The 26,235-nt window shown below is 30.5% G+C and carries 26 protein-coding genes and 1 tRNA gene; 10 read left to right on the plus strand and 17 right to left on the minus strand.

From position 1 onward, the window contains the following. Positions 1 to 143: 143 nt before the first annotated feature. Positions 144 to 218, minus strand: a tRNA-Pro gene (locus Q4586_RS02790). Positions 219 to 393: 175 nt separating this feature from the next. On the opposite strand from Q4586_RS02790, the gene trxB reads away from it, so the two are divergent. Beyond that, entirely contained in the window at positions 394 to 1,332 is a 939-nt protein-coding gene (gene trxB / locus Q4586_RS02795; protein ID WP_068704603.1) for a thioredoxin-disulfide reductase, read from the plus strand. A gap of 60 nt (positions 1,333 to 1,392) precedes the next feature. Here the strand turns inward: trxB and Q4586_RS02800 are convergent, their stop codons facing one another. The 6 genes from Q4586_RS02800 to Q4586_RS02825 form a co-directional block, all read right to left on the minus strand. Then, positions 1,393 to 1,752, minus strand: a complete 360-nt coding sequence (locus Q4586_RS02800) for a cupin domain-containing protein (RefSeq protein WP_068704601.1) — start codon at positions 1,750 to 1,752, stop codon at positions 1,393 to 1,395. A gap of 2 nt (positions 1,753 to 1,754) precedes the next feature. Continuing rightward, entirely contained in the window at positions 1,755 to 3,602 is a 1,848-nt protein-coding gene (locus Q4586_RS02805) for a PLP-dependent aminotransferase family protein (RefSeq protein WP_303526138.1), read from the minus strand. A 236-nt stretch (positions 3,603 to 3,838) separates the two neighbouring features. Next, the gene (locus Q4586_RS02810) at positions 3,839 to 5,635 is read right to left on the minus strand and encodes an acyl-CoA dehydrogenase FadE (protein WP_068704598.1); all 1,797 of its coding nucleotides are present in this window, start codon (positions 5,633 to 5,635) and stop codon (positions 3,839 to 3,841) included. An 18-nt stretch (positions 5,636 to 5,653) separates the two neighbouring features. Then, on the minus strand, positions 5,654 to 6,844 hold the full coding sequence (locus Q4586_RS02815) for an acetyl-CoA C-acyltransferase (RefSeq protein WP_303526141.1): 1,191 nt from the start codon (positions 6,842 to 6,844) through the stop codon (positions 5,654 to 5,656). Positions 6,845 to 6,849: 5 nt separating this feature from the next. After that, on the minus strand, positions 6,850 to 9,255 hold the full coding sequence (locus tag Q4586_RS02820) for a 3-hydroxyacyl-CoA dehydrogenase/enoyl-CoA hydratase family protein (RefSeq protein WP_303526144.1): 2,406 nt from the start codon (positions 9,253 to 9,255) through the stop codon (positions 6,850 to 6,852). 18 nt (positions 9,256 to 9,273) lie between these two features. Next, positions 9,274 to 9,732: a MarR family winged helix-turn-helix transcriptional regulator gene (locus Q4586_RS02825; protein ID WP_068704592.1), complete on the minus strand. Its 459-nt coding sequence runs from the start codon at positions 9,730 to 9,732 to the stop codon at positions 9,274 to 9,276. Between the two features lie 190 nt (positions 9,733 to 9,922). Between Q4586_RS02825 and Q4586_RS02830 the strand changes: the two genes are divergently transcribed. Genes Q4586_RS02830 through Q4586_RS02845 form a run of 4 tightly spaced genes read left to right on the plus strand, consistent with a single transcriptional unit; the run spans position 9,923 to position 14,249 of the window. Next, entirely contained in the window at positions 9,923 to 10,852 is a 930-nt protein-coding gene (locus Q4586_RS02830) for an ABC transporter ATP-binding protein (protein ID WP_303526147.1), read from the plus strand. Positions 10,853 to 10,855: 3 nt separating this feature from the next. After that, a complete protein-coding gene (locus tag Q4586_RS02835; protein ID WP_303526150.1) occupies positions 10,856 to 12,178 on the plus strand; it encodes an ABC transporter permease in 1,323 nt (440 codons plus the stop codon). Positions 12,179 to 12,189: 11 nt separating this feature from the next. Beyond that, the gene (locus tag Q4586_RS02840; RefSeq protein WP_068704586.1) at positions 12,190 to 13,035 is read left to right on the plus strand and encodes a mechanosensitive ion channel family protein; all 846 of its coding nucleotides are present in this window, start codon (positions 12,190 to 12,192) and stop codon (positions 13,033 to 13,035) included. A gap of 50 nt (positions 13,036 to 13,085) precedes the next feature. Next, positions 13,086 to 14,249, plus strand: coding sequence for a sigma-54-dependent transcriptional regulator (locus Q4586_RS02845; protein WP_303526153.1), 1,164 nt, complete (start codon positions 13,086 to 13,088; stop codon positions 14,247 to 14,249). 102 nt (positions 14,250 to 14,351) lie between these two features. Here Q4586_RS02845 and Q4586_RS02850 read toward each other — a convergent pair whose 3' ends face one another. Genes Q4586_RS02850 through Q4586_RS02860 form a run of 3 tightly spaced genes read right to left on the minus strand, consistent with a single transcriptional unit; the run spans position 14,352 to position 15,260 of the window. Then, a complete protein-coding gene (locus tag Q4586_RS02850; RefSeq protein ID WP_141677679.1) occupies positions 14,352 to 14,558 on the minus strand; it encodes a hypothetical protein in 207 nt (68 codons plus the stop codon). Then, positions 14,539 to 14,901 carry a phage holin family protein gene (locus Q4586_RS02855; RefSeq protein WP_068704579.1) on the minus strand — a complete coding sequence of 121 codons (363 nt, stop codon included), beginning with the start codon at positions 14,899 to 14,901 and terminating at the stop codon, positions 14,539 to 14,541. Before Q4586_RS02855 ends, Q4586_RS02850 begins: the two co-directional genes overlap by 20 nt. Continuing rightward, positions 14,901 to 15,260 carry a YtxH domain-containing protein gene (locus tag Q4586_RS02860; protein ID WP_068704577.1) on the minus strand — a complete coding sequence of 120 codons (360 nt, stop codon included), beginning with the start codon at positions 15,258 to 15,260 and terminating at the stop codon, positions 14,901 to 14,903. Before Q4586_RS02860 ends, Q4586_RS02855 begins: the two co-directional genes overlap by 1 nt. A gap of 154 nt (positions 15,261 to 15,414) precedes the next feature. Between Q4586_RS02860 and Q4586_RS02865 the strand changes: the two genes are divergently transcribed. Beyond that, the gene (locus tag Q4586_RS02865) at positions 15,415 to 16,950 is read left to right on the plus strand and encodes a GH3 family acyl-acid amido synthetase (protein WP_303526161.1); all 1,536 of its coding nucleotides are present in this window, start codon (positions 15,415 to 15,417) and stop codon (positions 16,948 to 16,950) included. Here Q4586_RS02865 and Q4586_RS02870 read toward each other — a convergent pair. Continuing rightward, the gene (locus Q4586_RS02870; RefSeq protein WP_068704573.1) at positions 16,947 to 17,516 is read right to left on the minus strand and encodes a hypothetical protein; all 570 of its coding nucleotides are present in this window, start codon (positions 17,514 to 17,516) and stop codon (positions 16,947 to 16,949) included. The two genes, Q4586_RS02865 and Q4586_RS02870, sit on opposite strands and share 4 nt — an antisense overlap. Before the next feature lie 266 nt (positions 17,517 to 17,782). Here Q4586_RS02870 and Q4586_RS02875 point away from each other — a divergent pair, with 266 nt between their 5' ends. The 3 genes from Q4586_RS02875 (at position 17,783) to Q4586_RS02885 (ending at position 19,150) form a co-directional block, all read left to right on the plus strand. After that, positions 17,783 to 18,424 carry a peroxiredoxin gene (locus Q4586_RS02875; protein ID WP_068704571.1) on the plus strand — a complete coding sequence of 214 codons (642 nt, stop codon included), beginning with the start codon at positions 17,783 to 17,785 and terminating at the stop codon, positions 18,422 to 18,424. 79 nt (positions 18,425 to 18,503) lie between these two features. After that, positions 18,504 to 18,812, plus strand: coding sequence for a thioredoxin family protein (locus Q4586_RS02880; RefSeq protein ID WP_068704569.1), 309 nt, complete (start codon positions 18,504 to 18,506; stop codon positions 18,810 to 18,812). A gap of 80 nt (positions 18,813 to 18,892) precedes the next feature. Then, a complete protein-coding gene (locus tag Q4586_RS02885; RefSeq protein ID WP_068704567.1) occupies positions 18,893 to 19,150 on the plus strand; it encodes a DUF6952 family protein in 258 nt (85 codons plus the stop codon). A gap of 64 nt (positions 19,151 to 19,214) precedes the next feature. Here the strand turns inward: Q4586_RS02885 and Q4586_RS02890 are convergent, their stop codons facing one another. The 6 genes from Q4586_RS02890 to Q4586_RS02915 all read right to left on the minus strand — a co-directional run bounded on the left by Q4586_RS02890 (position 19,215) and on the right by Q4586_RS02915 (position 24,911). Then, positions 19,215 to 19,943, minus strand: coding sequence for a hypothetical protein (locus Q4586_RS02890; RefSeq protein WP_141677678.1), 729 nt, complete (start codon positions 19,941 to 19,943; stop codon positions 19,215 to 19,217). 9 nt (positions 19,944 to 19,952) lie between these two features. Further along, on the minus strand, positions 19,953 to 21,500 hold the full coding sequence (locus Q4586_RS02895) for a phospholipase D family protein (protein WP_068704563.1): 1,548 nt from the start codon (positions 21,498 to 21,500) through the stop codon (positions 19,953 to 19,955). A gap of 27 nt (positions 21,501 to 21,527) precedes the next feature. After that, positions 21,528 to 21,689 (minus strand): hypothetical protein, encoded by a 162-nt coding sequence (locus Q4586_RS02900; protein WP_176714977.1) that lies wholly within the window; start codon positions 21,687 to 21,689, stop codon positions 21,528 to 21,530. Continuing rightward, positions 21,682 to 23,124 (minus strand): sodium:solute symporter, encoded by a 1,443-nt coding sequence (locus tag Q4586_RS02905; RefSeq protein ID WP_068704561.1) that lies wholly within the window; start codon positions 23,122 to 23,124, stop codon positions 21,682 to 21,684. Before Q4586_RS02905 ends, Q4586_RS02900 begins: the two co-directional genes overlap by 8 nt. 241 nt (positions 23,125 to 23,365) lie before the next feature. Then, positions 23,366 to 23,995: an NAD(P)H-dependent oxidoreductase gene (locus tag Q4586_RS02910; RefSeq protein ID WP_068704559.1), complete on the minus strand. Its 630-nt coding sequence runs from the start codon at positions 23,993 to 23,995 to the stop codon at positions 23,366 to 23,368. An 88-nt stretch (positions 23,996 to 24,083) separates the two neighbouring features. Further along, the gene (locus tag Q4586_RS02915) at positions 24,084 to 24,911 is read right to left on the minus strand and encodes a peroxiredoxin family protein (RefSeq protein WP_068704557.1); all 828 of its coding nucleotides are present in this window, start codon (positions 24,909 to 24,911) and stop codon (positions 24,084 to 24,086) included. A 37-nt stretch (positions 24,912 to 24,948) separates the two neighbouring features. On the opposite strand from Q4586_RS02915, the gene Q4586_RS02920 reads away from it, so the two are divergent. Continuing rightward, positions 24,949 to 26,223, plus strand: coding sequence for a DUF2851 family protein (locus Q4586_RS02920; RefSeq protein ID WP_068704555.1), 1,275 nt, complete (start codon positions 24,949 to 24,951; stop codon positions 26,221 to 26,223). The last annotated feature ends 12 nt before the right edge of the window (positions 26,224 to 26,235 follow it).

Here is a 26,235-nt window from a genome sequence, read left to right on the forward strand (position 1 = left end):
CCTATATACCTATTATAAAATGGTAACCGAATAGGTCACTTTTTTAATCAAATAATATCAAATCTTATGATTGCTTAAAAATCATAAAACCTCGATAATCTTACGATTACCAAGGTTTTGATGTTAATTGATTATTAATTTTGTCGGGGTGGCAGGATTCGAACCTGCGACCTCCTCGTCCCAAACGAGGCGCGATGACCGGGCTACGCTACACCCCGAATAATTATCGGTGTGCAAATGTATAAAAAATAAACATATCTGAAACAAAAAATAAAAGAAATTTTTAAAACGTAAGATAATTTTAGTTTATCGTCTAATAATCAAAATATATATCAAAAAAATACATTAGCAATAAAAAAAAATTACATTTGTAATACTATAAAAACTTAAACGATGGCAGAGAAAATTAAATGTTTGATTATTGGTTCAGGACCAGCAGGATATACAGCAGCAATATATGCCGCGAGAGCAGATATGAAACCAGTTATGTATACTGGAATGCAAATGGGAGGACAGTTAACTACAACTACCGAAGTAGATAATTACCCAGGTTACCCAGATGGAACCGATGGAACGGCAATGATGAATGATTTACAAAAACAAGCGGAACGTTTTGGAACAGATGTTCGTTTTGGTATGGTTACCAAAGTAGATTTAAACACAGAGGTTGGTGGAATTCATAAAGTTATTGTTGATGAGTCTACTGAGATTGAAGCAGAAACAATAATCATTTCAACAGGGGCAACCGCTAAATATTTAGGATTAGAAAGTGAGCAACGTTTAATAGGTGGTGGAGTATCAGCTTGTGCTACTTGTGATGGGTTCTTTTATAAAGGACAAGATGTTATTGTAGTTGGAGCAGGAGATACAGCAGCAGAAGAAGCAACATATTTAGCTAATATTTGTAATAAAGTTACAATGTTAGTACGTAAAGATCATATGAGAGCTTCTAAAGCAATGCAGCACCGTGTAAATAAAACTGAAAATATTGAAGTATTGTATAATACCGAATTAGATGAGGTTTTAGGAAAAGATGTTGTTGAGGGGGTTCGTGTTGTAAATAATCAAACCAATGACAAAAAAGAAATAGCTGTTACAGGAGCTTTTATAGCAATAGGACACAAACCAAATTCTGATTTATTTAAAGGTGTTTTAGATATGGATGAAGTAGGTTATTTAATTACCAAAGGAAAATCATCTAAAACAAACTTGCCAGGAGTTTTTGCAGCAGGTGATATTCAAGATAAAGAGTACCGCCAGGCAGTTACAGCAGCAGGTTCTGGTTGTATGGCCGCTTTAGATGCTGAGCGTTACTTAGGAGCTTTAGAATAAGTAACTAAATTACACTAAAGGATAAAAAAGAGCTTTCATATTTGAAAGCTCTTTTTTTTGTTAATAATTTTGGTCTTCTAATGATTTAGTTATAGTTGATTTTATAGTACCCGTATGTTTGGTAGTTTTACTTTCAATAAGCATAATATGGCATTCGTTTTTTGCTGAAACTCGGTGATTTACACCTTTTTTAACCACAAATAAATCGCCTTTACTCATCATAAAACTCGGTTTGTTTTCTATCTCCATTAATAAAGAACCTTCTGAAATAAAAAATAACTCATCTTCATTTTCATGATTATGCCAAGGAATATCTTCTCCTTTAATCTTAGCTAACTTTACATATTGATCATTAACTTGGGATATTATTTTAGGAGAAAAATAATTTTTAACTGTCTTAAATTCTTCATTTATATTCATAATTAAATAATTTTCACAAAATCTAAAAACACTTTTTTATGACGTTCAAGATCCATCTTTGGTGAAAGTGCTACACGGGCAATATAATCTTTATCACCTTCTTTAGTGGTTCCTTGTGTTGAAGTTGCAGGTATGGTCCAGTAACAACCTTTTAACTGTCCATAACTTACACAGTATTTACTTTCATTCGGAATTTCACTAATCATTAAATTGATTAACTTTAAATTTAAAGCTCTTTTATAGTTCTCTCTTTCTTCATCAGTAGCTCCTTTTGTAGGAAGATCTAAAGAAAAAACAGAAGGCGTAAATCCTTTATTGGCTAATTCATCTGAAACAAAATTTATTTTAGCATCAGGTAATACTTCTTGAATAAAGTTTACAAATTCGCGCGTGTTTTTATAAGCATCGCTAATTCGTTGGTTCATTGTAGGTAATTGTTTTGCTAATATCTCATATTGGAGCGCGGTTGCTTCATTATCACAAATACTTAAATGTGTAGCAATTTTTTCCATTAAAGTAATGGTGTTTTCATTTCCTACACAGTAACCTGCTGTACATTTTCCTCCACTCGGAAATTTAGATCCACTTGCAAATGAAATAGTTCTTACTGTTGATAAAATTTCGTTTTCGCCTAAAAAGTGCACATTCGGACAAAATGTTTGGTCTAAAATAAAAACAGGGTCTACAGCAATTTTTCCTGATGGAGTTTTTCGTTCTTTACTTAAAACATTTCTTAAATCTAATAAATTAGGAACTTCTACTCTTGGGTTGGTTGGTATTTCGGCAATAATATAAGGTATCGCATCTATGCTAGCAGCTTTTCTTAAAACAATATCAATACTTTGTACCATATCATTATCACCATCAACAGGTAAATCAACAATCTCTACATTTTTAATGCAAGCAGCAACTCGTCTTGCTTGGTCATTGGTACCACCATAACAGTTTGGAGGAACAATAATTTGAATAGTTTTTCCTTTATGATTTTCTAAGGCATCATGTATCAATCCCATTAAAATTGCGTACTGAATTGATAATCCACTTGAAGCAACTAACGGTGTAGTATTTGTATCAGTGATTTGTTTAATTGACTTTAAGACACTATTTTTATTAACATCAACTTTATTATCAATATCATTTTTAAAAGATTTTTCATTGATCAATGAATTTAAAAGGGTAAAACAATTTGCAGGTGTCATGGCAATTGTTTCTCTTCTTCTTACATGTTGTATGTCTGAAATATAAGCCTCGTTTTGTTTTCCACTTACTAATAAAACACTTCCTAGATTTTTATAAGTATTGATGAAAAAATCAATATTTATGTTAAGATTTATAGCGTTGATGTTTTCATCTTCAGTAATAAAAATTGTACTTCCGTTAAAGTCAGAAATTTCGTTGAGAGTTTCAATTTTTGTTAATTCGAATTGATATCCATAAATATTTTTAATTACATCAGTATCAAAAGAATTTGGAAGCTTATTTGTGTATAAAATTCGAGTGTTTTTATTTTCTAATAAATTTTTTCTTAAAACCGCTAAAACAGGAATTGTTTTAGAGTCGAAACTAATTACATTTTCAGGGTTAAGTTTATTTAGTTTTGCAGCAAACCATTCTAAAACACATGATAAAGGGTGGCCTAATCTTATATAATCATAAGCTGTTGGCAACTCGTTTAAGCTAATAGTATTAGAATTGTTTGTGTTAAATAAAGCTTCAAATTGCTCTAAAAATTCGACTTTAGCTAAACTTTCATTATAAATATCTAGTCGATGTGTTGTGGTGTCTAACCATCCAGTAGGCATGTTTTTTAAAACATTTTCAATATAATTTACTACTTTATTTTCTTGCATGATAACCTCTTTATAATAGGTATGCAATATACGCTAATTCAATTTTTTATCAATTGCTAAACTGTTGTTTTAATAAGCATTTAACATGTGTTTTTTTTATAGAAACAGCGGTAAAATAAAAAAAAGACCGCCAAAACTTAATTTGACGATCTTTAAACAAACAACTAAATTCTAAAACCTATATAGTTATAGAAGTTTTTTTAACAGTTTACAAATAGATAAACTGTAATTTATTATTAGAAGCAGTATTTATTTTCTGCTTTTAACTTCTCTGCAATTGTATTACGTAGTTCAACTACGTTAGGGTAATTTGCGTATTTTGTAAAACGCTTAAGTCCCATTAACATCATACGTTGCTCATCTCCTTCAGCAAAAGAAACAATTCCTTCTTTCGCATTTTTAATGATAACATCTACTGCATTATATAAATATAATTGCGTCATAGCAATTTGCTCTTTTTGTGAAGCTTCACCAGAACGCTTTGCATTCTTTTCAGTTCTTAAGATTGCAGATTCTGCCATGTACACTTTAATTAAAATGTTAGAAGCAGCATTTAATAATTGCTGATGTTGCTCTAATTCTGTTCCATATTTTTGAATAGCACCACCGGCAACCATTAAGAATACTTTTTTAAGTTTTGCGATGATTTCTTTTTCTTCAGCAAATAACTCAGAGTAATCTGGTGTATCAAAAGAAGGAATACCTAATAATTCGTTACCAACAGCTGTTGCTGGACCTAATAAATCAACATGACCTTTCATTGCTTTCTTAACTAACATACCTACAGATAATAACCTGTTAATTTCGTTAGTACCTTCATAAATACGTGCAATACGAGCATCTCTCCAAGCAGACTCCATTGGAGTTTCTTCAGAGAATCCCATTCCTCCAAAAATTTGAATCCCTTCATCAGCACAAGATTGTACATCTTCAGAAACAGCAACTTTTAAGATAGAACATTCAATAGCATACTCCTCAACACCTTTTAATTCAGCATCTTGATGTGTGCTTCCTTCTTGTTCACGAATTGCAATTCTGTCTTCAATGTTTTTAGCAGCTCTGTAAGAAGCAGACTCACCAACATAAGCGTTAGTAGCCATTTCAGCTAATTTCATTTTAATAGCTCCAAATTCTGCAATAGGAGTTTTAAATTGCTTACGCTCAGTAGCGTATTGAGTTGCATATGTAATTACTCTTCTTTGAGAGTCTAAACAAGCAGCAGCTAATTTAATACGACCTACATTTAATGCATTCATGGCAATTTTAAATCCGCCTCCACGAGTAGATAACATATTTTCTACAGGAACTAAAGTGTCGCTAAAGAATACTTGACGTGTAGAAGACGCACGAATACCTAATTTGTGCTCTTCTTCACCTAAAGTTACTCCGTTTGGATTCGCTTTGTCATATTCTAAAATAAAACCAGTAATATTTTTATCATCACCAATACGAGCAAAAACTATAAATATTTCAGCAAAACCTGCATTTGAAATCCACATTTTTTGACCGTTAATTTTATAGTGTTTTCCGTCTTCAGTTAACTCAGCAGTAGTTTTACCAGAGTTAGCATCCGATCCTGCACCTGGCTCTGTTAAACAGTAGGCGCCAAAACGCTCACCCATTGCTAAGGCAGGTACATATTTTTGTTTTTGTTCTTCGGTACCATATAAAGTAATTGGCATCGTACCAATACCTGTATGTGCACCAAAAGCAGTACTAAAAGAACCTGTTCCGCTTGATATATAATCACATGTTAACATGGTAGAAACAAATCCCATTCCTAATCCGCCATAAGCTTCAGGAACTGCCACACCTAAGAAACCTAAAGCACCAGCTTTGCGCATAGTTTCTTCGGTTAAAGCATAATCTTTCTTTTCAAAACGTTCTTTATGAGGGATGATTTCACGATCGTTAAATTCTTTAACCGCTTCTTTCATCATTACTTGCTCTTCTGAAAAATCTTCAGGAGTAAATATATCTTCACACTTTGTTTCTTTAACTAGGAATTGACCTCCTCTTAATAAATCTGCCATTTTTGTTTTGTTTTTTTGTTAGTTTAAGAATTCGAAAATACCAGCAGCACCTTGACCAGTACCTACACACATCGTTACCATTCCATATTTCCCTTGCATATTACGTTTGCGCATTTCATCAAATAATTGAACTGATAATTTAGCACCAGTACAACCTAGTGGATGTCCTAATGCAATTGCTCCACCATTTACGTTAATGATATCTGCATCTAATCCTAATTCGCGAATTACAGCTAATGATTGAGAAGCAAATGCTTCGTTCAACTCAATTAAGCTAATATCTTCTTGTTTTAATCCTGCTTGTTTTAATGCTTTTGGAATTGCAGCTACAGGTCCTATTCCCATAATTCTTGGAGGAACACCAGCAGCAGCATAACTTACCATACGAGCAATTGGTTTTATGTTTAATTCCTTAACCATATCTTCACTCATAACCATTAAAAATGCAGCACCATCACTTGTTTGAGAAGAGTTACCAGCAGTAACACTCCCGCCTGTAGCAAATACAGGACGTAAACGTTCTAAACCAGCAATGTTTGATCCCTTACGAGGTCCTTCATCTTTAGTTACTGTATATTCTCTTGTAGCACGTTTACCTTTTGCATCAACATAAGTTTCTTCAACTTTAATTGGTACAATTTGATCTTGAAAACGGTTTTCTTCCTGTGCTTTTAAAGCCTTCAGGTGAGATTGTAAAGCAAACTCATCTTGGTCTTTACGAGAAATATTGTACTTGTTAGCTACTTCTTCAGCAGTGTTTCCCATTCCCCAGTAATAATCTGCATGACCTGCAGCAACCGTATCATAGTTTAATTCTGGTTTAAAACCTGTCATTGGTACAGAACTCATACTTTCAGCTCCACCTGCAATAATACATTCAGCCATTCCTGATTGAATTTTTGCAACAGCCATACTAAGCGTTTCTATTCCTGAAGAACAAAAACGATTTACAGTTACACCAGGAACATCTTCAATTTTTAATCCCATTAAAGAGATTAAACGTGCCATATTTAATCCTTGAGAACCTTCAGGCATTGCATTACCAACAATAACATCGTCAATTCTTTTTTTATCGAACTCAGGCAACTGCTCCATCATATATTCGATAGTTTCAGCAGCTAACTCATCAGCTCTTTTAAATCTGAACGCACCTTTTTTAGACTTTGCTACGGCAGTTCTATATCCTTTTACTATATATGCTGTTTTCATCTTTCTTAGTTTCTTAATGGTTTACCAGTTTTTAACATGTGTTGAATACGCTCTAATGTTTTGCGCTCTGTACATAAACTTAAGAACGCTTCACGTTCGATATCTAATAAATACTGTTCAGAAACTTTTGTTGGTTCTGATAAATCTCCACCAGCCATTACATAGGCTAATTTATTTGCAATTTTCTGATCGTGTTCTGAGATAAATTTACTTGCTTGCATAGAATCGGTAGCTACCATAAATGCACCTAAGGCTTGTTTACCTAAAACTAACACATCTTTACGTGAAACAGGTTGTGTATAACCAGCTTCGGCCATTAATACTGCATGTTTCTTCGCTTCAGCAATTTGACGATCTCTGTTTACAACTACTACGTCTTTACCTTTTTGTAATAAACCTAAGTCATAAGCTTCATAAGCAGAAGTACTTACTTTAGCCATACCAATGGTTAAGAAATACTCTTGCAATACATTTAATTGAACATCTCCTGTACGGAAAGTATCAGAAGCTCTTAAAGCCATTTCTTTAGAACCACCACCACCAGGGATAACACCAACTCCAAATTCTACTAATCCCATATAGGTTTCAGCAGCAGCAACAACTTTGTCAGCATGTAATGATAATTCACATCCACCACCTAAAGCCATTCCGTGAGGTGCAGAAATTGTAGGAATTGAAGAATAACGCATACGCATCATTGTATCTTGAAAATACTTGATAGCCATGTTTAATTCGTCATATTCTTGCTCTACAGCCATCATAAAAATCATTCCAATATTTGCTCCAACCGAGAAGTTTGCCCCTTGATTACCAACAACTAATCCTTGAAAATCTTTTTCGGCTAAATCTACAGCTTTGTTTAATCCAGCTAAAACATCTCCACCAATAGTGTTCATTTTAGATTGGAATTCACAGTTTAAGATTCCGTTTCCTAAATCTTCAATAACAACACCTGAGTTTTTAAATACTTCATTTGTTTTACGAATATTATCTAAAATGATAAATGAATCTTGTCCTGGTTTTTTAGTTTGTGCTTTAGCAGCAACATCATAAAAGTAAGTTGCTCCGTTTTTAACTGTATAAAAAGAAGTTTCTCCTTTAGCTACCATTTCGGTAACCCAAGCAGCTGGTTCTTTTCCTTCAGCTTTCATTAGTTCGATACCTTTTTCTACACCTACAGCATCCCAAATTTCGAAAGGTCCATTTTCCCATCCGAAACCAGCTTTCATGGCATCGTCAATTTTATATAATTCGTCAGAAATTTCTGGAATTCTATTTTGAACATACGCAAACATTGCTGCGAAGTTTTTACGGTAAAATTCTCCCGCTTTATCTTTTCCGCCAACTAATACTTTAAATCGATCAATTGGTTTGTCAATAGTTTTAGTTAATTCTAAAGTAGCAAACTTTGCGCGTTTTTTAGAACGATATTCCATCGTGTCTAAATCTAACGTTAAGATTTCTTTTTTTCCTTCAGCATTTACTGATTTCTTGTAGAACCCTTGCTTAGTTTTACTTCCTAACCATTTGTTTTCCATCATGGTGTTGATGAAACCTGGTAATTTGAATAATTCGTGAGCTTCGTCGTTAGGACAGTTTTCGAAAATACCGTTGGCAACATGTACTAAAGTATCTAAACCTACAACATCAACAGTTCTAAAAGTTGCTGATTTTGGGCGACCAATTACCGGCCCTGTTAATTTATCAACCTCTTCAACAGTTAAACCTAATTCTTTTACTTGGTGAAATAAAGATTGGATTCCGAAAATTCCAATCCTGTTACCAATAAAAGCAGGAGTATCTTTAGCTAAAACTGAAGTTTTTCCTAAAAATTTTGAACCGTAATCCATTAAAAAGTCAGTAACTTCTTGTTTACAGTCTGGTCCTGGAACTACTTCAAATAATTTTAAATAACGAGGAGGGTTAAAAAAGTGAGTTACTGCAAAATGTTTTTGAAAATCTTCACTTCTTCCTTCGTTCATAAATTTGATAGGAATTCCTGAAGTGTTAGAAGAAATAATGGTACCTGGAGTACGGTGTTTTTCTAATTTTTCAAAAACGATTTTTTTAATATCTAATCGTTCAACAACAACTTCCATAATCCAATCAACATCGGCAACTTTTGCGATATCGTCTTCTAAATTACCCGTAGTAATTCTTTGGGCAAACTTTTTAGAATAAATAGGAGATGGCTTTGATTTTAAAGAAGCAGCTAAAGCGTCGTTAACCAAACGATTACGAACGGCTTTGTCTTCTAACGTAAGTCCTTTTGCTTTTTCTTTGTCGTTAAGTTCTCTTGGAACGATGTCTAATAATAAGACTTCAACGCCAATGTTTGCAAAATGACATGCAATACCGCTTCCCATAATTCCAGAACCGACGATTGCTACTTTTTTAATTCTTCTTGTCATTTGTTTATTGATTTGTTTTTATACAGCTTCTTTATCGGTATCACTATATACCATTTTGTCTGCAATAAGTTTGTTTATGGTTGTTGTTACTTTAAAGAAAGTTGCTAACTCATCTTCAGTAATAAAATTTCTTATTTTGTTGTTAAATTGATACACATGACCTTTTGAAACTTCACGCATTTCTTTACCATAATCGGTTAGTTTTATAATAACGCTTCTTCCATCAGTAGGGCTTTTTTCTCTACAAATTACTCCTTTATCTTCCATTGTTTTTAATAAGCGTGAAAGACTCGTCGGTTCCATTCCCATTAATGGGCCTAATGCAGTTGATGGTGTTCCGTTTTCATAATCAATATTCAATAAAACAAAAGCAGTAGCCATAGTACTATCATGCTTTGCAGCTTGCTCGTTGTACATTTTTGCAACAGCTTGCCAGGTGGCCCTTAATTGATGATCTATTGATTTATCTTTATCCATGTGAAGCCAAAGATATAAAAATTTATTATGCATGCATAGTAAATTTAAAAAAAGTTATGCGTGCATAGTAAATTTAACATTCAATTAATATGTAACGTTTGTAGTAAAGTAGTTACTAATAAGTATAAAAATATGTAAGTTTGTCATTATCGATTTTTAAACAAGCTACAGTAAATCAACTACAAAGCCAATGAGTAATTTATTAGAAATTAATAGTATAGTAAAACGTTACGGAGATTATACTGCGTTAAATAACGTGTCAATGCAAATACCTAAAGGAAGTGTTTTTGGGCTTTTAGGGCCTAACGGAGCAGGTAAAACATCGTTAATTAGAATTATTAATCAAATTACAATGCCTGATAGTGGTACTATAATTTTAGATGGTGAAAAGTTGGCGCCTAATCATATTGAATATATTGGTTACTTACCTGAAGAAAGGGGGTTGTATAAATCGATGAAAGTTGGTGAGCAAGCTTTGTATTTAGCGCAATTAAAAGGGTTGAGTAAAGCGGAAGCTAAAAAACGATTAAAATATTGGTTTGATAAATTTGATATTGGTGCTTGGTGGAACAAAAAAATTGAAGAACTTTCTAAAGGAATGGCGCAAAAGGTTCAATTTATTGTTACCGTTTTACATCAGCCTAAATTATTGATTTTTGACGAACCTTTTTCAGGATTTGATCCGATAAACGCACAATTAATAGCTAAAGAAATTTTACAACTTCGTGATGAAGGAGCTACGATTATTTTTTCTACACATCGTATGGAATCTGTAGAAGAAATGTGTGATTATATTGCATTGATTGATAAATCAAACAAAATATTAGATGGTAAACTAGAGGATGTTAAACGTGAGTTTAGAACCAATACTTTTCAAGTTGGGGTAAATACAGCTAATCCGAAAGAAGTAGCAGCAAAATTAAAAGAAAACTTTAAAGTGTTTCCTGCCGATTTTAAATTATTAAACGATGGTTTAAAATTAAATGTAGGACTAACCACAGGCAATTCAGCAAATGATTTACTATCATTTTTAACAACACAAGGACAAGTACAGCATTTTGTAGAATTAATACCAAGTGCTAATGATATTTTTATTAAAGCAATAAGTAAAAACAGCTAAAAAATGAGTAGATTAAAATTAATTATAGCACGAGAGTTTATTGCTAAGGTTAGAAATAAATCATTTATAGTTATGACTTTTTTAAGTCCGTTGTTAATGATTGGAATGGGGGCATTGGTGTTCTTTTTGATGAAAAAGAATGACGAAAAAGTAAAAAAAATAGTATATGTTGACGAGTCAGGATTATTTACAAAAGATGTTTTTAACGATTCTAAAACAATAAAGTATGAAAATTTTACAGCATTAGGAATTGAAGATTCTAAAAAAAAGGTGGAAGAAGGCGATTATTACGGAGCCTTATACATACCAAAACAAGATAGTTTAGAAATACTTGCCAATTCAATTGAGTTTTTCTCAAAAGATTCACCAAGTATGTCTATCATGGGAAATTTAGAAAGTAGAATTGATAAAAAGTTACGTAATGAAAAACTAACAAGTTTTGGAATAGATTTAGCGCATATCAAAGAGTCTAGAATTTCAGCAGATATAAAAATGTTTAATTTTTCTGGTGAAAAATCATCTAAATTAATCAACGGATTAAAGATTGGAGTAGGAGGTTTAGCAGGGTATTTGTTGATGATGTTTGTAATGATATACGGAACCTCAGTAATGCGAAGTGTTATTGAAGAAAAAACAAGTAGAATTATAGAGGTTATAGTATCGTCGGTAAAACCTTTTCAATTAATGTTAGGTAAAATTATAGGAAATGCATCCGCAGGATTGTTACAATTTTTTATCTGGGGAGTTTTATTTCTTGTTTTTAGTTTAATTGCTTCTGCTGTTTTCGGAATTGACTTGGTAGAAATGCAAACCGCTAAAGTACCTGCCGAACAAATGGAGGCAATGCAACAAGCAGCAGGTAATAAAGGTGAAATGTTAGTGCAAGAAATTTTTAAATTACCGTTATTAAAAATGTTTCTATTATTTATTTTCTATTTCTTGGGTGGGTACATGTTGTATAGTTCATTGTTTGCGGCCGTAGGTGCTGCGGTTGATAACGAAACCGATACACAGCAGTTTATGATGCCAATTATGTTGCCATTAATATTAGCGGTTTATGTTGGTTTTGCAACTGTAATAAATGATCCTCATGGTCCAGTATCTGTAATATTTTCATACATTCCATTTACCTCGCCAATTGTAATGTTAATGCGTGTTCCGTTTGGTGTTGCTTGGTGGGAAATAGCAATATCAATGTTATTATTATTACTTACTTTTATGGTAATAGTATGGTTAGCTGCAAAAATTTATCGTGTAGGTATTTTAATGTACGGTAAAAAACCTACTTATAAAGATTTATGGAAATGGATTCGATATAATGGATAAAAAATAACTAAATGAAAGATGTATTAAAGCAAATCAAAGTTTTTTTAAGCTATAAAATTCCCATAGGAGGAAAAGAAGTAGATATTACAATACAAACAGTTTTGTTATTAATATTAGCTTTTCTTGTAGTAAAATATTTATTAAGATATTTTAAAAAATTTGTAAAAAACAGATTAGAAGAAGAGGATAAAAACAAATTTAACACCATTTTTTCTTTTGCAAGTTGGTTGCTATATTTAATTGTTTTTTCAATCAGTTTATCATCGGCAGGTGTTAATTTAAGCGCAATATTAGTAGCATCATCAGCATTATTAATTGGTATTGGTTTAGCGTTGCAAACTTTTTTTCAAGATATTATTTCTGGGGTCTTTATTATTTTAGATAAAAGTGTCCATGTAGGCGATATTATTGAATTAGATGAAAAAGTAGGTAGGGTAGAAGAAATAAAGTTAAGAACAACACGTGCCGTAACAATTGATAACAAAGTGCTGGTAATTCCTAACCATAAATATTTAACCAATAGTTTATATAATTGGACACAAAATGGAACAACAACACGTGAAAGTGTAAAGGTTGGAGTGGCATACGGAAGCGATGTACAGTTGGTTAAGGAGCTATTGTTAAAAGCCGCAAAAGAGCACGCTAAAGTTTTTCAACATCCCGCACCAACTGTAATCTTTGAGAATTTTGGAGATAGTGCTTTAGAGTTTAAACTCGTTTTTACATTAAATGATAGTTTTCAGGCGCAAATACCACAAAGTGATATCCGATTTAAAATAGATAAATTGTTTAGAGCGCATAATATTTCAATTCCTTTCCCACAAAGAGATATACATATTATAGATAAAAAAATATAATGGCTTGGTTATTGTATCAATAAAAAAAGCTAAAAATAATACACAATACAATGTCAAAAATATTAATAATTGAAGATGAAGCTGCAATTCGCAGAGTTTTAAAAAAAATTATTTCAGAAGAAAACGAAGCATATCAGGTAGAAGAGGCTGAAGATGGATTGCTAGGAATTGAAATGATTAAAAGCAACGATTACGATTTGGTTTTATGTGATATTAAAATGCCAAAAATGGATGGGGTTGAAGTATTGGAAAAAGCTAAAAAAATAAAACCAGAGGTACCAATGGTTATGATTTCTGGTCATGGGGATTTAGATACTGCAGTGAACACTATGCGTTTAGGAGCTTTTGATTATATTTCAAAGCCACCAGATTTAAACCGATTGTTAAATACGGTTCGTAATGCGTTAGATAAAAAGGAGTTGGTTATTGAAAACAAACGCTTAAAAAAGAAAGTTAGCAAAAACTATGAGATGATTGGTAAGAGCGATGCGATTACTCATATCAAAGAAATTATTGAAAAAGTAGCAGCTACTGATGCTAGAGTTTTAATTACAGGGCCTAACGGAACCGGAAAAGAGCTTGTAGCACATTGGTTACACGAAAAATCAGAAAGGGTAAAAGCATCTATGATTGAGGTAAATTGTGCAGCAATTCCGTCTGAATTAATAGAAAGCGAACTTTTTGGACATGTAAAAGGTTCTTTTACAGGAGCAAATAAAGATAGGGCAGGTAAGTTTGAAGCCGCAAATGGCGGAACTATTTTTTTAGATGAAATAGGCGACATGAGTTTGTCGGCACAAGCAAAAGTATTGCGTGCTTTACAAGAAAATAAAATTCAACGAGTAGGATCAGATAAAGATATAAAAGTAAATGTTCGTATTGTAGCAGCTACAAATAAAGATTTAAAACAAGAAATAGCCGAAGGGCGCTTTCGTGAAGATTTATACCATCGTTTGGCAGTAATTTTAATAAAAGTACCGGCTTTAAATGATAGACGAGACGATATTCCTTTATTGGTAGATTTTTTTGCTGATAAAATTTCAAAAGAACAAGGAATGGCTAAAAAAATATTTTCAGAAAAAGCTATAAAACTATTACAAGCCTATGATTGGACAGGTAATATTCGTGAATTAAGAAACGTAGTTGAACGTTTACTTATTTTAGGTGAAAAAGAAATATCAGAGAATGATATAAAATTATTTGCAAGTAAATAAGGGTATTAAAGTCACGAATAAATAAAAACACCTAGAAGAATGTTTCAAAGATTCTTCTAGGTGTTTTTTAGTTAGAGAAAATTTTAGGATACATATAGTATATTATTTCATCATTTTTTTTGCAAAATTATAAACACCTAATTTACCAAGATTAGTAGCTAGTGTTTTTACCCAATTAACAATTGATAAATCTTCTTTTAACTGCTCTTTTATTAGTTTAATTTCCTCAACTGAAATATCACGTTTAAGACGTAGTTTTTTTAATTCGGTAGTTATTTCCTGACTGTTTTTATAGTGTTTTTTCATCATCAAAATATTTTTCAGATAAGCTTTTAATAACAAAGTTATCTATATGATTTCTTACTAAATATGCAATAAGTCCAAAAACAAAAAAAAGTAATGCAACCAAAATGTATCCTAAAAAAGGATTATTTAAATAGTTACCAATAACTGATGAGATTGCAACAGCTAAAAATATAAAAGCAATAAGTATAAAAATACCTATAATAGCAAAATTAAAAATCATGCTAAGAGAAGATGTTAAAACCTGAAAAATTTTTAGCTTATAATATTTTTCAGAATTTTTAATAAATTCCTCGCCTTTCTCGATCGCTTTTTCTGAGTTTGTGTGTAAAGATTTAAAAACAGACATTATTTAGTTTGTAATTTTTTATTCTTAGCTTTTAATGTTTTAAGGCGTAACTCTAGGTTAGAAATAACATCTTCAGCTTTATAACTAGCATCTGTAATAATAGTATCTAGTTTTTCTTCTAATGTATTGCTTTTTGCGTTTAAAGTATCAGATACATTGTTTTTTAAAGTTTCTGCTTTTGTAGCAACTTCATCTTTAATATGTGTAGCTTCTGTAACAATAGTGTCTTTTGCAGAAACAGCACCATCTGCTATTTTTTGCCTTGTTTTACTTCCTTTATCTGGTGCAAATAACACCCCAATTCCGGCACCAACAGCCATTCCTACTAATACTCCAAATATGTTTTTATTATCGCTCATTTTTTTTGTTTTTAGGTTAATAATTATTGATACTACAAAGATAACTTAGGAATAAAGTAAGCTTTAACTCATAAAATATTAATATTAACTCAATAGCTATTTTTACATTGTTTAATGCTTTTTCTTACTTATTTTTGATAAAAAAACAAGGTTTATGGCAGTTTTAGGAGGTATTATAAAAGGTGTTATTGATGTGGCAAACGCATTAGTAAGTAGTGATAATCATATAGAAAATCAAAAAAAAGTATTATCTGATTTATTAACTATAGCTAAAAACACACAGTTTGGTAAGCAGTATAAATTTGATGATATTTTAAATACAGATAAACATGTAGTTTCATTTGCTAAAGAAGTTCCTTATTTTGATTACGACGCAATGAATAAAGAGTGGTGGTATAAATTACATGAGGGACAAGAAAATGTAACATGGCCTGATAGTCCAGATTATTTTGCGCTAAGTTCAGGTACAACTGGTTCAGAAAGTAAGAGAATACCTGTTACAAACGAAATGTTAGAAGTGATAAGACAATCAGGAATTAAACAAGTATTGGCTCTTAAAAATTTCGACTTGCCGGTTGATTTTTTCGAGAAAGAAATTATGATGCTAGGTAGTTCTACGGATTTAAATCAACGAAAAGATGACAAAGAAGAAGGCGAAATAAGTGGTATAACCGCAAGTAATATTCCTTTCTGGTTTAAAAGCTATTATAAACCAGGGGAAGATATTGCTAAAATAAGTGATTGGGATACGCGGGTACAAAAAATTGCTGAAGATGCAAAAAAATGGGATATTGGTGCTTTAAGCGGAATTCCATCTTGGATAGAATTAATGCTTCAAAAAGTAATCGAACACCATAACCTAAATAATATTCATGAAATATGGCCTAATCTTAAGGTGTATACGTCAGGAGGTGTGGCCTTTGGTCCTTATGAAAAAAGTTTTAAAGCTTTATTAGGTAAAGAAGTAACTGTAATAGATACCTATTTAGCATCCGAAGGGTACATTGCAACACAAGTAAGACCAGAAACAGACGCAATGCAGTTAAATACAAATGAAGGTATTTATTTTGAGTTTGTTCCTTTTAAACCTGAATACATACTTTCAGATGGGGCGTTAAAAATTGATGCGCCTTCTATTACCTTAAAAGATGTAAAGTTAAATCAGGACTATGTTTTAATTATAAGTACGGTAAGTGGTTTATGGAGATATATAATAGGTGATACAATTGAATTTACTGATGTTGAAAGAGCAGAAATAAAAATTACAGGGCGAACTAAGTTTTTCTTAAATACAGTTGGTTCGCAACTGTCTGTTAATAAAATGGATGCAGGAATGAAGTATTTAGAAGAGCAGTTTAATACACAAATAACAGAATATACTATTTGTGCAAAACGACATAAAGACGATGAGTTTTATCATACTTGGTATATTGGAACAGATTTAAAAGAAGATGAACCGGTAGTTGCTGAAAAGTTAGATACATTTTTAAAAGAAGCAAATAAAAATTACAAAGTAGCTCGGAGTAAAGCTTTAGAAGGTGTAAAAGTAACTATAATACCAGCTGCTATTTTTCATAATTGGAGCGAAAGAAATAAGAAAAAAGGAGGTCAAGTAAAAATGGAAAGAGTTATGGGAAGTGAAAAGTTTGCAGAATGGGAAATATTTGTAAAAGAACAGCTAAACCTTTAAGGTTTTAGAGTAACATTATCACGATCGTTAACTAGTTGCATAATTTCCTCTGGCGATAAATAATAACGCTTCATTCTGTTTTTATAGGTTTGTGTTATATCGGCGTGATTTAAAATGAAGTTTTTGGTTCTCATAATATAGTCTTCCATTCCTTGTTTTACAGCAAAATGATCGGCTTTTCTTTCGGCATTAATAATGTGTTTTTCTAACAGTATATATTTAAAACCAAACCAAATTAGTTCAAGGTTGCTCATTTCTTCATAATCCATTATATGACCTAGTTCATGACCAATCCAACCTACAAAAACATCATAAGGAATGTCTCTTGTTTTTAATTCAGTGCCAGATATTTTAAATTTTTCACTAATAAAAATAACATAACGTCTATGTTTTTTTCCGAATAAAACGGTTAAAAACTCAGGTTGCGCTTGCATGGTCGATTTTTTAATGTTTTTTTTAAATTTAAAAGTAATAGGGGTGTTTTCTAAAGAAGGGAAGTAAGAAAGCGCTTTTGTAACTTTGGTAAAAATATTTTTTGGAATTGTTTTGTTTTTTAAATTGCTCATAGGTATTATTAAGTTCAATCAAAAATAGAAGAATAAGTGTAATTGAATTAACGGATATAAAATTATAATTAACTCTTTTAGATTTTTTCTACTAAGAATAAGAGTTTAGAATCGCATGATAGCTTAAAGTGATAATTGCAAGCTGAAAGTATAAGTAAAATTGATAAAGGAATAAAAAATTAGCATCAATTTTTTTTAATTCAAGATGATTTGCTTGGTATATTTGTACTTGTAAAACGAATATTAATAAATAAAAAATATAAAAAATGGCAACAGCAGTTGGTAAACAATTTCCAAATTTAAGTGTAGATGCAATGAACGAAATGGGAGACACGTTCAAAGTAAATGTATTAGAAGAGGCTAAAAATAATAAGAAAAAAGTATTGTTATTCTGGTACCCAAAAGATTTTACATTTGTATGTCCTACTGAATTACATGCTTTTCAAGCAGCTTTAGGTGAGTTTGAAAAAAGAAATACAATAGTAATCGGAGCTTCTTGTGATACTCCTGAAGTACATTTTGCATGGTTAAATCAGCCAAAAGATAACGGAGGAATTGAAGGTGTTACTTACCCTTTATTAGCAGATAGCAACCGTAATTTATCATCAATCTTAGGAATTTTAGATATTTCTGATGAGGTTTTTGACGAAGCTACACAAACAGTACAAGTTGTTGGAGATAATGTAACTTACAGAGCTACGTATTTAATTGACGAAGAAGGAACTGTTTTTCATGAAGGAATAAACCACATGCCAGTTGGTAGAAATGTAAATGAGTTTTTACGTTTAATTGATGCATATGCTCATGTTCAAAAAAATGGAGAAGTATGTCCTGCAAACTGGGAAGAAGGTAAAACAGCCATGAAACCAAATGCAAAAGGAACTGCTGAATATTTAGCATCTAACTAATAAAAACTAAGAAAGGAATCTGTTCGTGTAAAAATTGGGGGATTTAATTACACGAACCCCTTTCTAATAGCATAAAATTATGGTACAAGAATTAAATCAGGATAATTTAACTGAAATTATTTCAGAAAACACTAAAGTAGTTGTGCAATATTCGGCAACATGGTGTGGTAACTGCCGCATTATGAAACCAAAATTTAAGAAGTTGGCTACTGAAAACGAAAACACGGTTTTTGTTATTGCAGATGCAGAAAAGTTTCCTGAAAGCAGAAAACTAGCAGATGTAAGTAATTTACCAACTTTTGCAACTTTTGTTGACGGTAAATTTGTAAAGCAAACACAAACCAACAAGTTTGATGTATTAAAAGAATTAGTAAACGAAGTAGTATAACTTTTATCAAACTTGGTAAAGTAGATAAATTGTATTAAAAAGGTTTTAATTTAATTAAATCGAAAAAATAGTAAGATATTATGAAATTACCAGTTATAAAACACTTAACTTCATTTATTGAAGAAAATGACCAGGATTACGTACTAGAAACAATTGAAACATTAGAAGCTTTAACTGAAGTTTCGTCATTAAAAGATGAAGAATTAGATGTTATTGGTGAGTTAATTTCTAATATGTATGGCGCTATTGAAGTAGACAAAATGGTTAAAGATGGTACTCCTAAAAAAGAAGCACTAAATAATTTTATGAAACGTGTTTTAGGATCTATTGATAAATAGTTTTTAAGTGTTGAAAGATTAAAAAAAACCAAGTTTTTTAACTTGGTTTTTTTATATAAAAATATTATATTTTTGTATATATTTTTCCTTTCCTAGTTATGGTCTTTCTCTTTTTGCTAGACTCAATGTAGTTGTTTATTTTTTCTTTTGTTTTATCATTAATTTCTTTTTTTTGAATTCTTGTAGCTTTGGAGGAGTTATAATTTGTTAGTGTTCCCTTTTCTGAATTAAAAGACATTTTTGAAACCATACTTACCATGTTAGCATAATAATTATGATAAATTTTTATGTCATTAAAATCATTAACAATCTTAATCATTGTTGTTTTTGATTCATTAAACTCAAGTTGTATTTTTTTTGATTTAGGTAGTTTTAAGTTTATAGAAACAGTTTTTGAACCTAGCTTAAATTCAGGGAACTTAGTTAGCTTAGTATTTGTGTTTATAAATAATTTTTCAGCTTTTTTAGAAAAAGGTTTATTGTATTGTAAAATAATAATGTCTTTTTTTATTTGATTATTTTTTAAGCCAAATAAATAAAACTCTTTCTTTAATTCTTCATTAGGGATTAGTTTTAATTTATTTTGATCAGAAATTGAATAGTTTCCGTATATTTTCAAGTCAACATTCCCAAACATTGAGTAATAAAAAAAAGTAGTATTCTTTAGTAAATATAAACCAGAAGAAACTTCAAAGCCAGATAGGTTATAAAAACCTTCGGCTTCTTTATATTTGTTTTGAGCAAAGCTACTATTCAAAAATAGGACGAAAAATAATAGGTAGTATTTATTCATTAGTCAATTTTATAATATGTTTTTTGGAATTATTTTTCTAGTCCAAGTTTTTATACGTTTATAATTACTCACTTCAGAGTCTGGATTGTATTTTAATGTTGTTTCCCATGAATTTTCAGGTTTAAATTCTTCTTCCATACCTTTTAAAATACTCTTTGAAACTTTCTCAGAATTTACAATAACAATACATTCTGTATTTAGATTTGCGCTCCTAGGATCAAGGTTAAACGTACCTATAACAGTTGTTTTATTATCTATAACCATAGATTTTGCATGAAGACCAAAAATTGGTTTATGATTTAGTTTTTCTTGAAGCTCACCAGTCATTATTTTTGTGCGTTCAGCTGCATCCGGACGAAATTCAAATATTCTAATTCCTGTATTTAATAGTTTTTTTCTATCTGTTTGATAACTACTAAAGGCTTCTACATTATCTGTAGAGGCTAAACTATTAGTAAGAATTCTAATTTTTACACCTCTATCTATAGCTTCCTTAAATAGATTTTGGGCTAATTCAGTAGTAATTAAATAGGGTGTTTGTATATCTATAGATGATTTAGCTTTTTTAATTAAATTAATTAAAGCTGTTGTTGAAATTCCACCACCACCTAAACCATGTTTTCCATCATTTTTGCCAGGATTATCAGAAATAAATATTACATCATCTAGCCATATTAATTTACCTGACTCTTTAATAGAGTTAAATGTATTAGGTAAATTTTTAATTCGTTCTCTTATCTGTGGCCAAAAATTAGCAGGATTGCAGGCATATTCATGTAAATTATCAAACCTATCTTCCGATAAAATATTTTCTGACTTTTTTTCTATTATACTAGTAACATCTTTGCTGAGTGAACTATTCCAAAACTCATCAAAAGATTTATTAACTTCTTTAGTTTCTTTTCCTATTAATAAAATATCTCTATCTCTAAAATTATATTCATGATCGTAATCAAAATATTCATCAGCTATGTTACGACCTCCTGTAATTACAACTTTACCATCAACAATAAATGTTTTATTATGCATACGTTGGTTAGCAGATCTAAAATCTGTTGTAAATTTTCGAATTTTTTGAAAAATATTCTTTCCTAAATTAACACCAGGGTTATAAATTTTTACAGTAATGTTTTTATGAGAATTAAATGTAAGAATGTCCTCTATGTCTGAATCAACCATAATATCATCAACAATGATTCTAATTTTAACGCCACGATCAGCAGCTTTTATTAAATAATCACAAGCAATCAGACCTACATTATCGGTTGAGAAAATAAAGTATTGAATGTCTATGGTTTTTTCAGCATATTCAGTTAACCAAGCTCTGGCAATCATTGATCCGCTACCATCTTCTAAAACATAAACACCTGTTTTATTTTGCATAAGTTCAGTAAATTCATTGAGCTCGTTAGATAGTGTTATGCTATCGTTTCGATGAATACTTGAACAAAAGTCTGTTTTATTTTTTTTAGAAGATGTACTGCATGAAGCTACAATAAAAGCAATAATTATATAGCAAATATGGAAATTTAATATTAATTTAATTTGTGTTTTCATTTTTTTGTTTGACTAAGCAATAGTGATTTAGTTTTTTTTCTCTTTTTGTTCATTCATTTTTTTTACAAGCGCTTTTAAACGTTCTTTATTACGCTGCTTTTCTAGTTTTACTTTATTTTCTTTCTGTTTCATTAAACGAGTATGCTTCGCTTTATTAGCAGTGTTTTTTGCTTTTCCTTTTTTAGGCATTTTTATGTTGTTTTATAGCTAATAATCCTAAGAAAGTAAGTAGTCCGTTAAGAACTAAAACAAAGAAGCCAAAATCGAAATTTAATTGCGTTTTACTAAAAAGACTTATTAAGTAGGTGAAAATAGGAGAGATTATACAAATTATTGGAACTAAATTATCTTTAACTTTAAATTTGGTAAACAATCCGAAGGCATATAAACCTAATAAAGGACCATAGGTGTAACCTGCAAATTGAAATATTTTAGCAATTACACTAGCATCTGCAATAAAATATTTAAAAGCTAAAATAGTAGCTATTAATACAAATGAAAATAGAATATGTATTTTCTTACGAACCTTCTCTTTTTCTTGATTATCTTCTTTTTTATCAATTTCTAAAATATCAATACTAAATGATGTTGTTAAAGATGTTAAAGCACTATCAGCACTTGAATATGCGGCTGCTATTAATCCTAATAAAAAGAACAACGAAGTTGCTATACCTAAATCGCCACTCATAGCTATCATCGGAAATAATTGATCTTTATGCGCAGCAATACCATTTGTAGTAGCGTAATCGGTTAATAAAACTCCTAAAGCTAAAAAGAAAAAGTTTACAACAACTAAAACAAGCGTAAACCAAAACATGTTTTTTTGAGCGTCTTTTAAGTTACGACAAGTTAAGTTTTTTTGCATCATATCTTGATCTAAACCTGTCATTACAATAGCAATAAAAGCTCCAGAAAAAAATCGATTCCAAAAATAATTTCCAGATTTCCAATCCTCAAAAAAGAACATTTTAGAAAGTTTGTTTTCGGTGATGTATGATGATAAACTGTCTATTTGCATTTCATCTTTAATCATAACAATACATACACCAACTGCAATTAACATAAATAAGGTTTGTAAAGTATCTGTCCAAACAATAGTTTTTATTCCTCCTTTAAAAGTGTACAACCAAATTAGTAAAATGGTAATAGTTACGGTAACCCAAAATGGAATTCCGTATGCATCAAACAGTATTAATTGTAACACATTAGCAACTAAAAATAAACGAAATGCAGCACCAATAGTTCTTGATAATAAGAAAAATGACGCTCCGGTTTTATACGAAAATCTACCAAAACGATCTTCTAAGTAAGTATAAATTGATGTAAGGTTTAATCGATAGTAAAGAGGCAGTAAAATTAATCCGATTACTGCATATCCAACTACATAACCCAACACCATTTGCATGTAGCTCATTTGTTGTCCTTCTACCCAACCAGGCACCGAAATAAAGGTAACTCCAGATAATGAAGCGCCAATCATACCAAAGGCAACTAAATACCAAGGAGAAGAATTGTCAGCTTTAAAAAAGGTGTTGTTGTTTGCTGATTTACCAGTGATGTAAGAAATAAGAATTAATACACCAAAATAGGTAAGAATAAGTAGTAGTATATGTAGTGGTTGCATACAGTTTAATTATGAATTACGAATGTACTAATTTGTAATTATAAATTAAATGCAAAGGGTTTAATAAATGTAAAGAGCAGAACATAAAGATAATGTTCTGCTCTTTTTGTATCATAATTCTATTTCTACGTGTCATTCCAAATTTATTTCGGAATCTCATCACTCAATAAATTATTTATTTCCAATGAGAACCTTAAACAAGTTTAGGTTGACGAACATCTTTTATGATTAATTAAAAATGTTAAATTTCAATAATAACGTCCGCTATATTTTTACGAACCTTTTTCAAATCTTTCATATAATCATCTTCCGCTCTAAAACCAACAGGTAATACTAAAACAGATGTTAAGTTATGTTGATCTAATTCTAAAATTTCATCATATTTTTCAGGAATAAATCCTTCCATAGGGCACGAATCTATTTGTTCGTTTGCAGCAACTGTCATTAAATTACCTAAAGCGATATATGCTTGATTTTTATTCCAAACCTTTAATTCTTCTGACGATTTACTTCCGATAGACGAAGTAAGCATTTCTTTAAAAGGATTTAAAATTTCATCAGGAGTATTTCTAGTAGCTTTTACTAATGAGAAATAATTATCAACATCTTTTGTGCCGTATTCTTTAGGAATACATAAAACTAATACATGTGAAGCTTGTAATACTTGTGGTTGATTCCAAGAATGTTCAACTAATTTTTGTTGAATTTCTTTATTTTTAATAACCACCATTTTAACAGGTTGTAATCCGTAAGAAGTAGCAGTTAAATTAAAAGCTTCTTTTAATGTATTTATTTGTGTTTCTGAGAGTGATTTATTTTCGTCGAATTTTTTAACAGCATAACGCCATTGTAAACTTTCTATACTATTCATATAATTTAATATTATTTATAAAGCAAAACTACAATTGCTTTTAAGAAAAATTAATGTTTAACTATTTTAAAAACTTATGGTAACAAATTTAATTGTTATAGTTGTCTATAACTTTAATAAAATTCTCTGGTTCTGGTCGTACTCGGTAATTATCGGTTAAATCAGCAAAAATAATTTTATTGTTTTTATCGGTAATAAGAACAGTTGGTAAAATAACATCAGCGTCATAACCAAAAACTTGAAAACCTGCGGGTAATCCGTTTTTATGAAGAATACCAAGTTGTTTCGCAACAATGTTATCGTTGTCTACTAAAAAATGAAAAGGAACTTTATGTTTTTTTGCCAAATTTTCAGTGAATTTGTGAGGTTGAGAACTTATCAAAACCATATTGGTATTTCTTTTTTCTAATTCCTTATACTGATTTACAACTTCTTGTATTTGAGCCATGCAAAGCGGACACCAATTACCGCGGTAAAAAATGAATATATTAAAATTTCCAGATAAATTATCTATTGAGATATCTTCTTCTTGGCTATTCTTAAGAGTAAAATTAGGAAGTGTTTTTCCAACATCTAAAATTGAGGTATTTCTAAAATTAAAAGAAGAATACCAAGTTAAATATGCTAACCAACCTAAAGTTAAAATTACCGCTATAAGAAGCGATTTTTGTTCGAAATTAAAAAGATTTAAAACAAAACCGATAACTATAAAAGTTGAGTAGAATTGTAAATTTTTCGTTGTTCTAGCTACTGGTTTTATAAATAACATCGAAAAGAAAACAATAACAGTAAGAGATGAAATTAAGAGTCCTATTTCATTGATATTAAAATCAATATTTATAATTGTTTTTATAAAAATAATTAAAGAAAAAACGGGAAACCCGCTGATAAAAAGTGATTTGTAAATATTTTTCATATCTTGATAGTCGTAAAATAATTGCTAATTTACGGTTATGAAAGAAGAATTTCTACATTTTATGTGGCAATACAAATTGTTTGATGCAAATAATTTGAAATCTGAATTAAATGAAACTATTCAGATAGTTAAAGCTGGTGTTCGTAATACAAATGCTGGCCCTGATTTTTTAAATGCTCAGTTAAAAATAAACGATCAATTATGGGTTGGTAATATTGAAATTCATATTAATTCTTCCGATTGGTATGCGCATAAACACGAACAAGATGAGAATTATGATGCTGTAATTTTGCATATAGTTTGGCGGCACGATTGTGAAGTATTTATGAAAAATAATAAACCTATGCCAACGCTTCAGTTAAAGAGTTTAGTTAATGAAGATTTATTGGGTAATTATCAAAATTTATTTTCTAAAACATTACGTTGGATTCCTTGTGAAAAGGAGATAGTTAATGTTGATTCATTTTTAATGAGTAATTGGTTAGAGCGATTGTACCTAGAACGGTTAGAAAATAAATCAGTTTTAATAAAAGAATTATTATCGCGCTCAAATAATGATTATGAAGCTGTATTATTTCAATTATTAGCTAAAAATTTTGGGTTAAAAATTAATGGAGACGCTTTTTTACAATTAGTGCAATCGTTTAGTTTTTCTACGCTAAGAAAAGTTTGCTTTAACGAACAGGAGCTTTCTGCTTTATTATTTGGTCAAGCAGGTTTTTTAGAAAAGGATGTTGAAAATGAATACTTCATTCAATTAAAAAAAGAGTATAATTACTTAAAGCATAAACATAATCTAGAACCCATTGCAAATAATTTATTTCAGTTTTTTAGAATGCGCCCCACAAATTTTCCAACCATTCGAATTGCTCAATTAGTGGCATTGTTTCATAAACATCAAAATTTGTTTTCTAAATTAATGCAATTAAATAAAATAGAAGATTTTTATAAGTTATTTTCAGTTGAAGTAAATGATTTTTGGAAAGAACATTATACGTTTGAGACCGGATCAAAAAAAACATTGAAAAAACTCACAAAATCATTTGTTGATTTATTATTGATAAATACCATTATACCGTTACAATTTGTATACAAACAAAGTAAGGGAGAAGAAGTTAATGAAGAAGACTTTTTTAAATTAATTAAGCAAATTAAACCAGAAAAGAATTCAATTATTAACAAATTTTCAGATTTAAAAATTGATGTAACCAGCGCTTTTGATAGTCAAGCGTTATTAGAACTTAAAAATAATTATTGCGCAGAAAAACATTGTTTACAGTGTGCGATAGGTAATCATTTGTTGAGAGCATAAATTTAACTATTT

The sequence above is a fragment of the Tenacibaculum soleae genome (assembly GCF_030549005.1).
Lineage (GTDB): Bacteria > Bacteroidota > Bacteroidia > Flavobacteriales > Flavobacteriaceae > Polaribacter > Polaribacter soleae.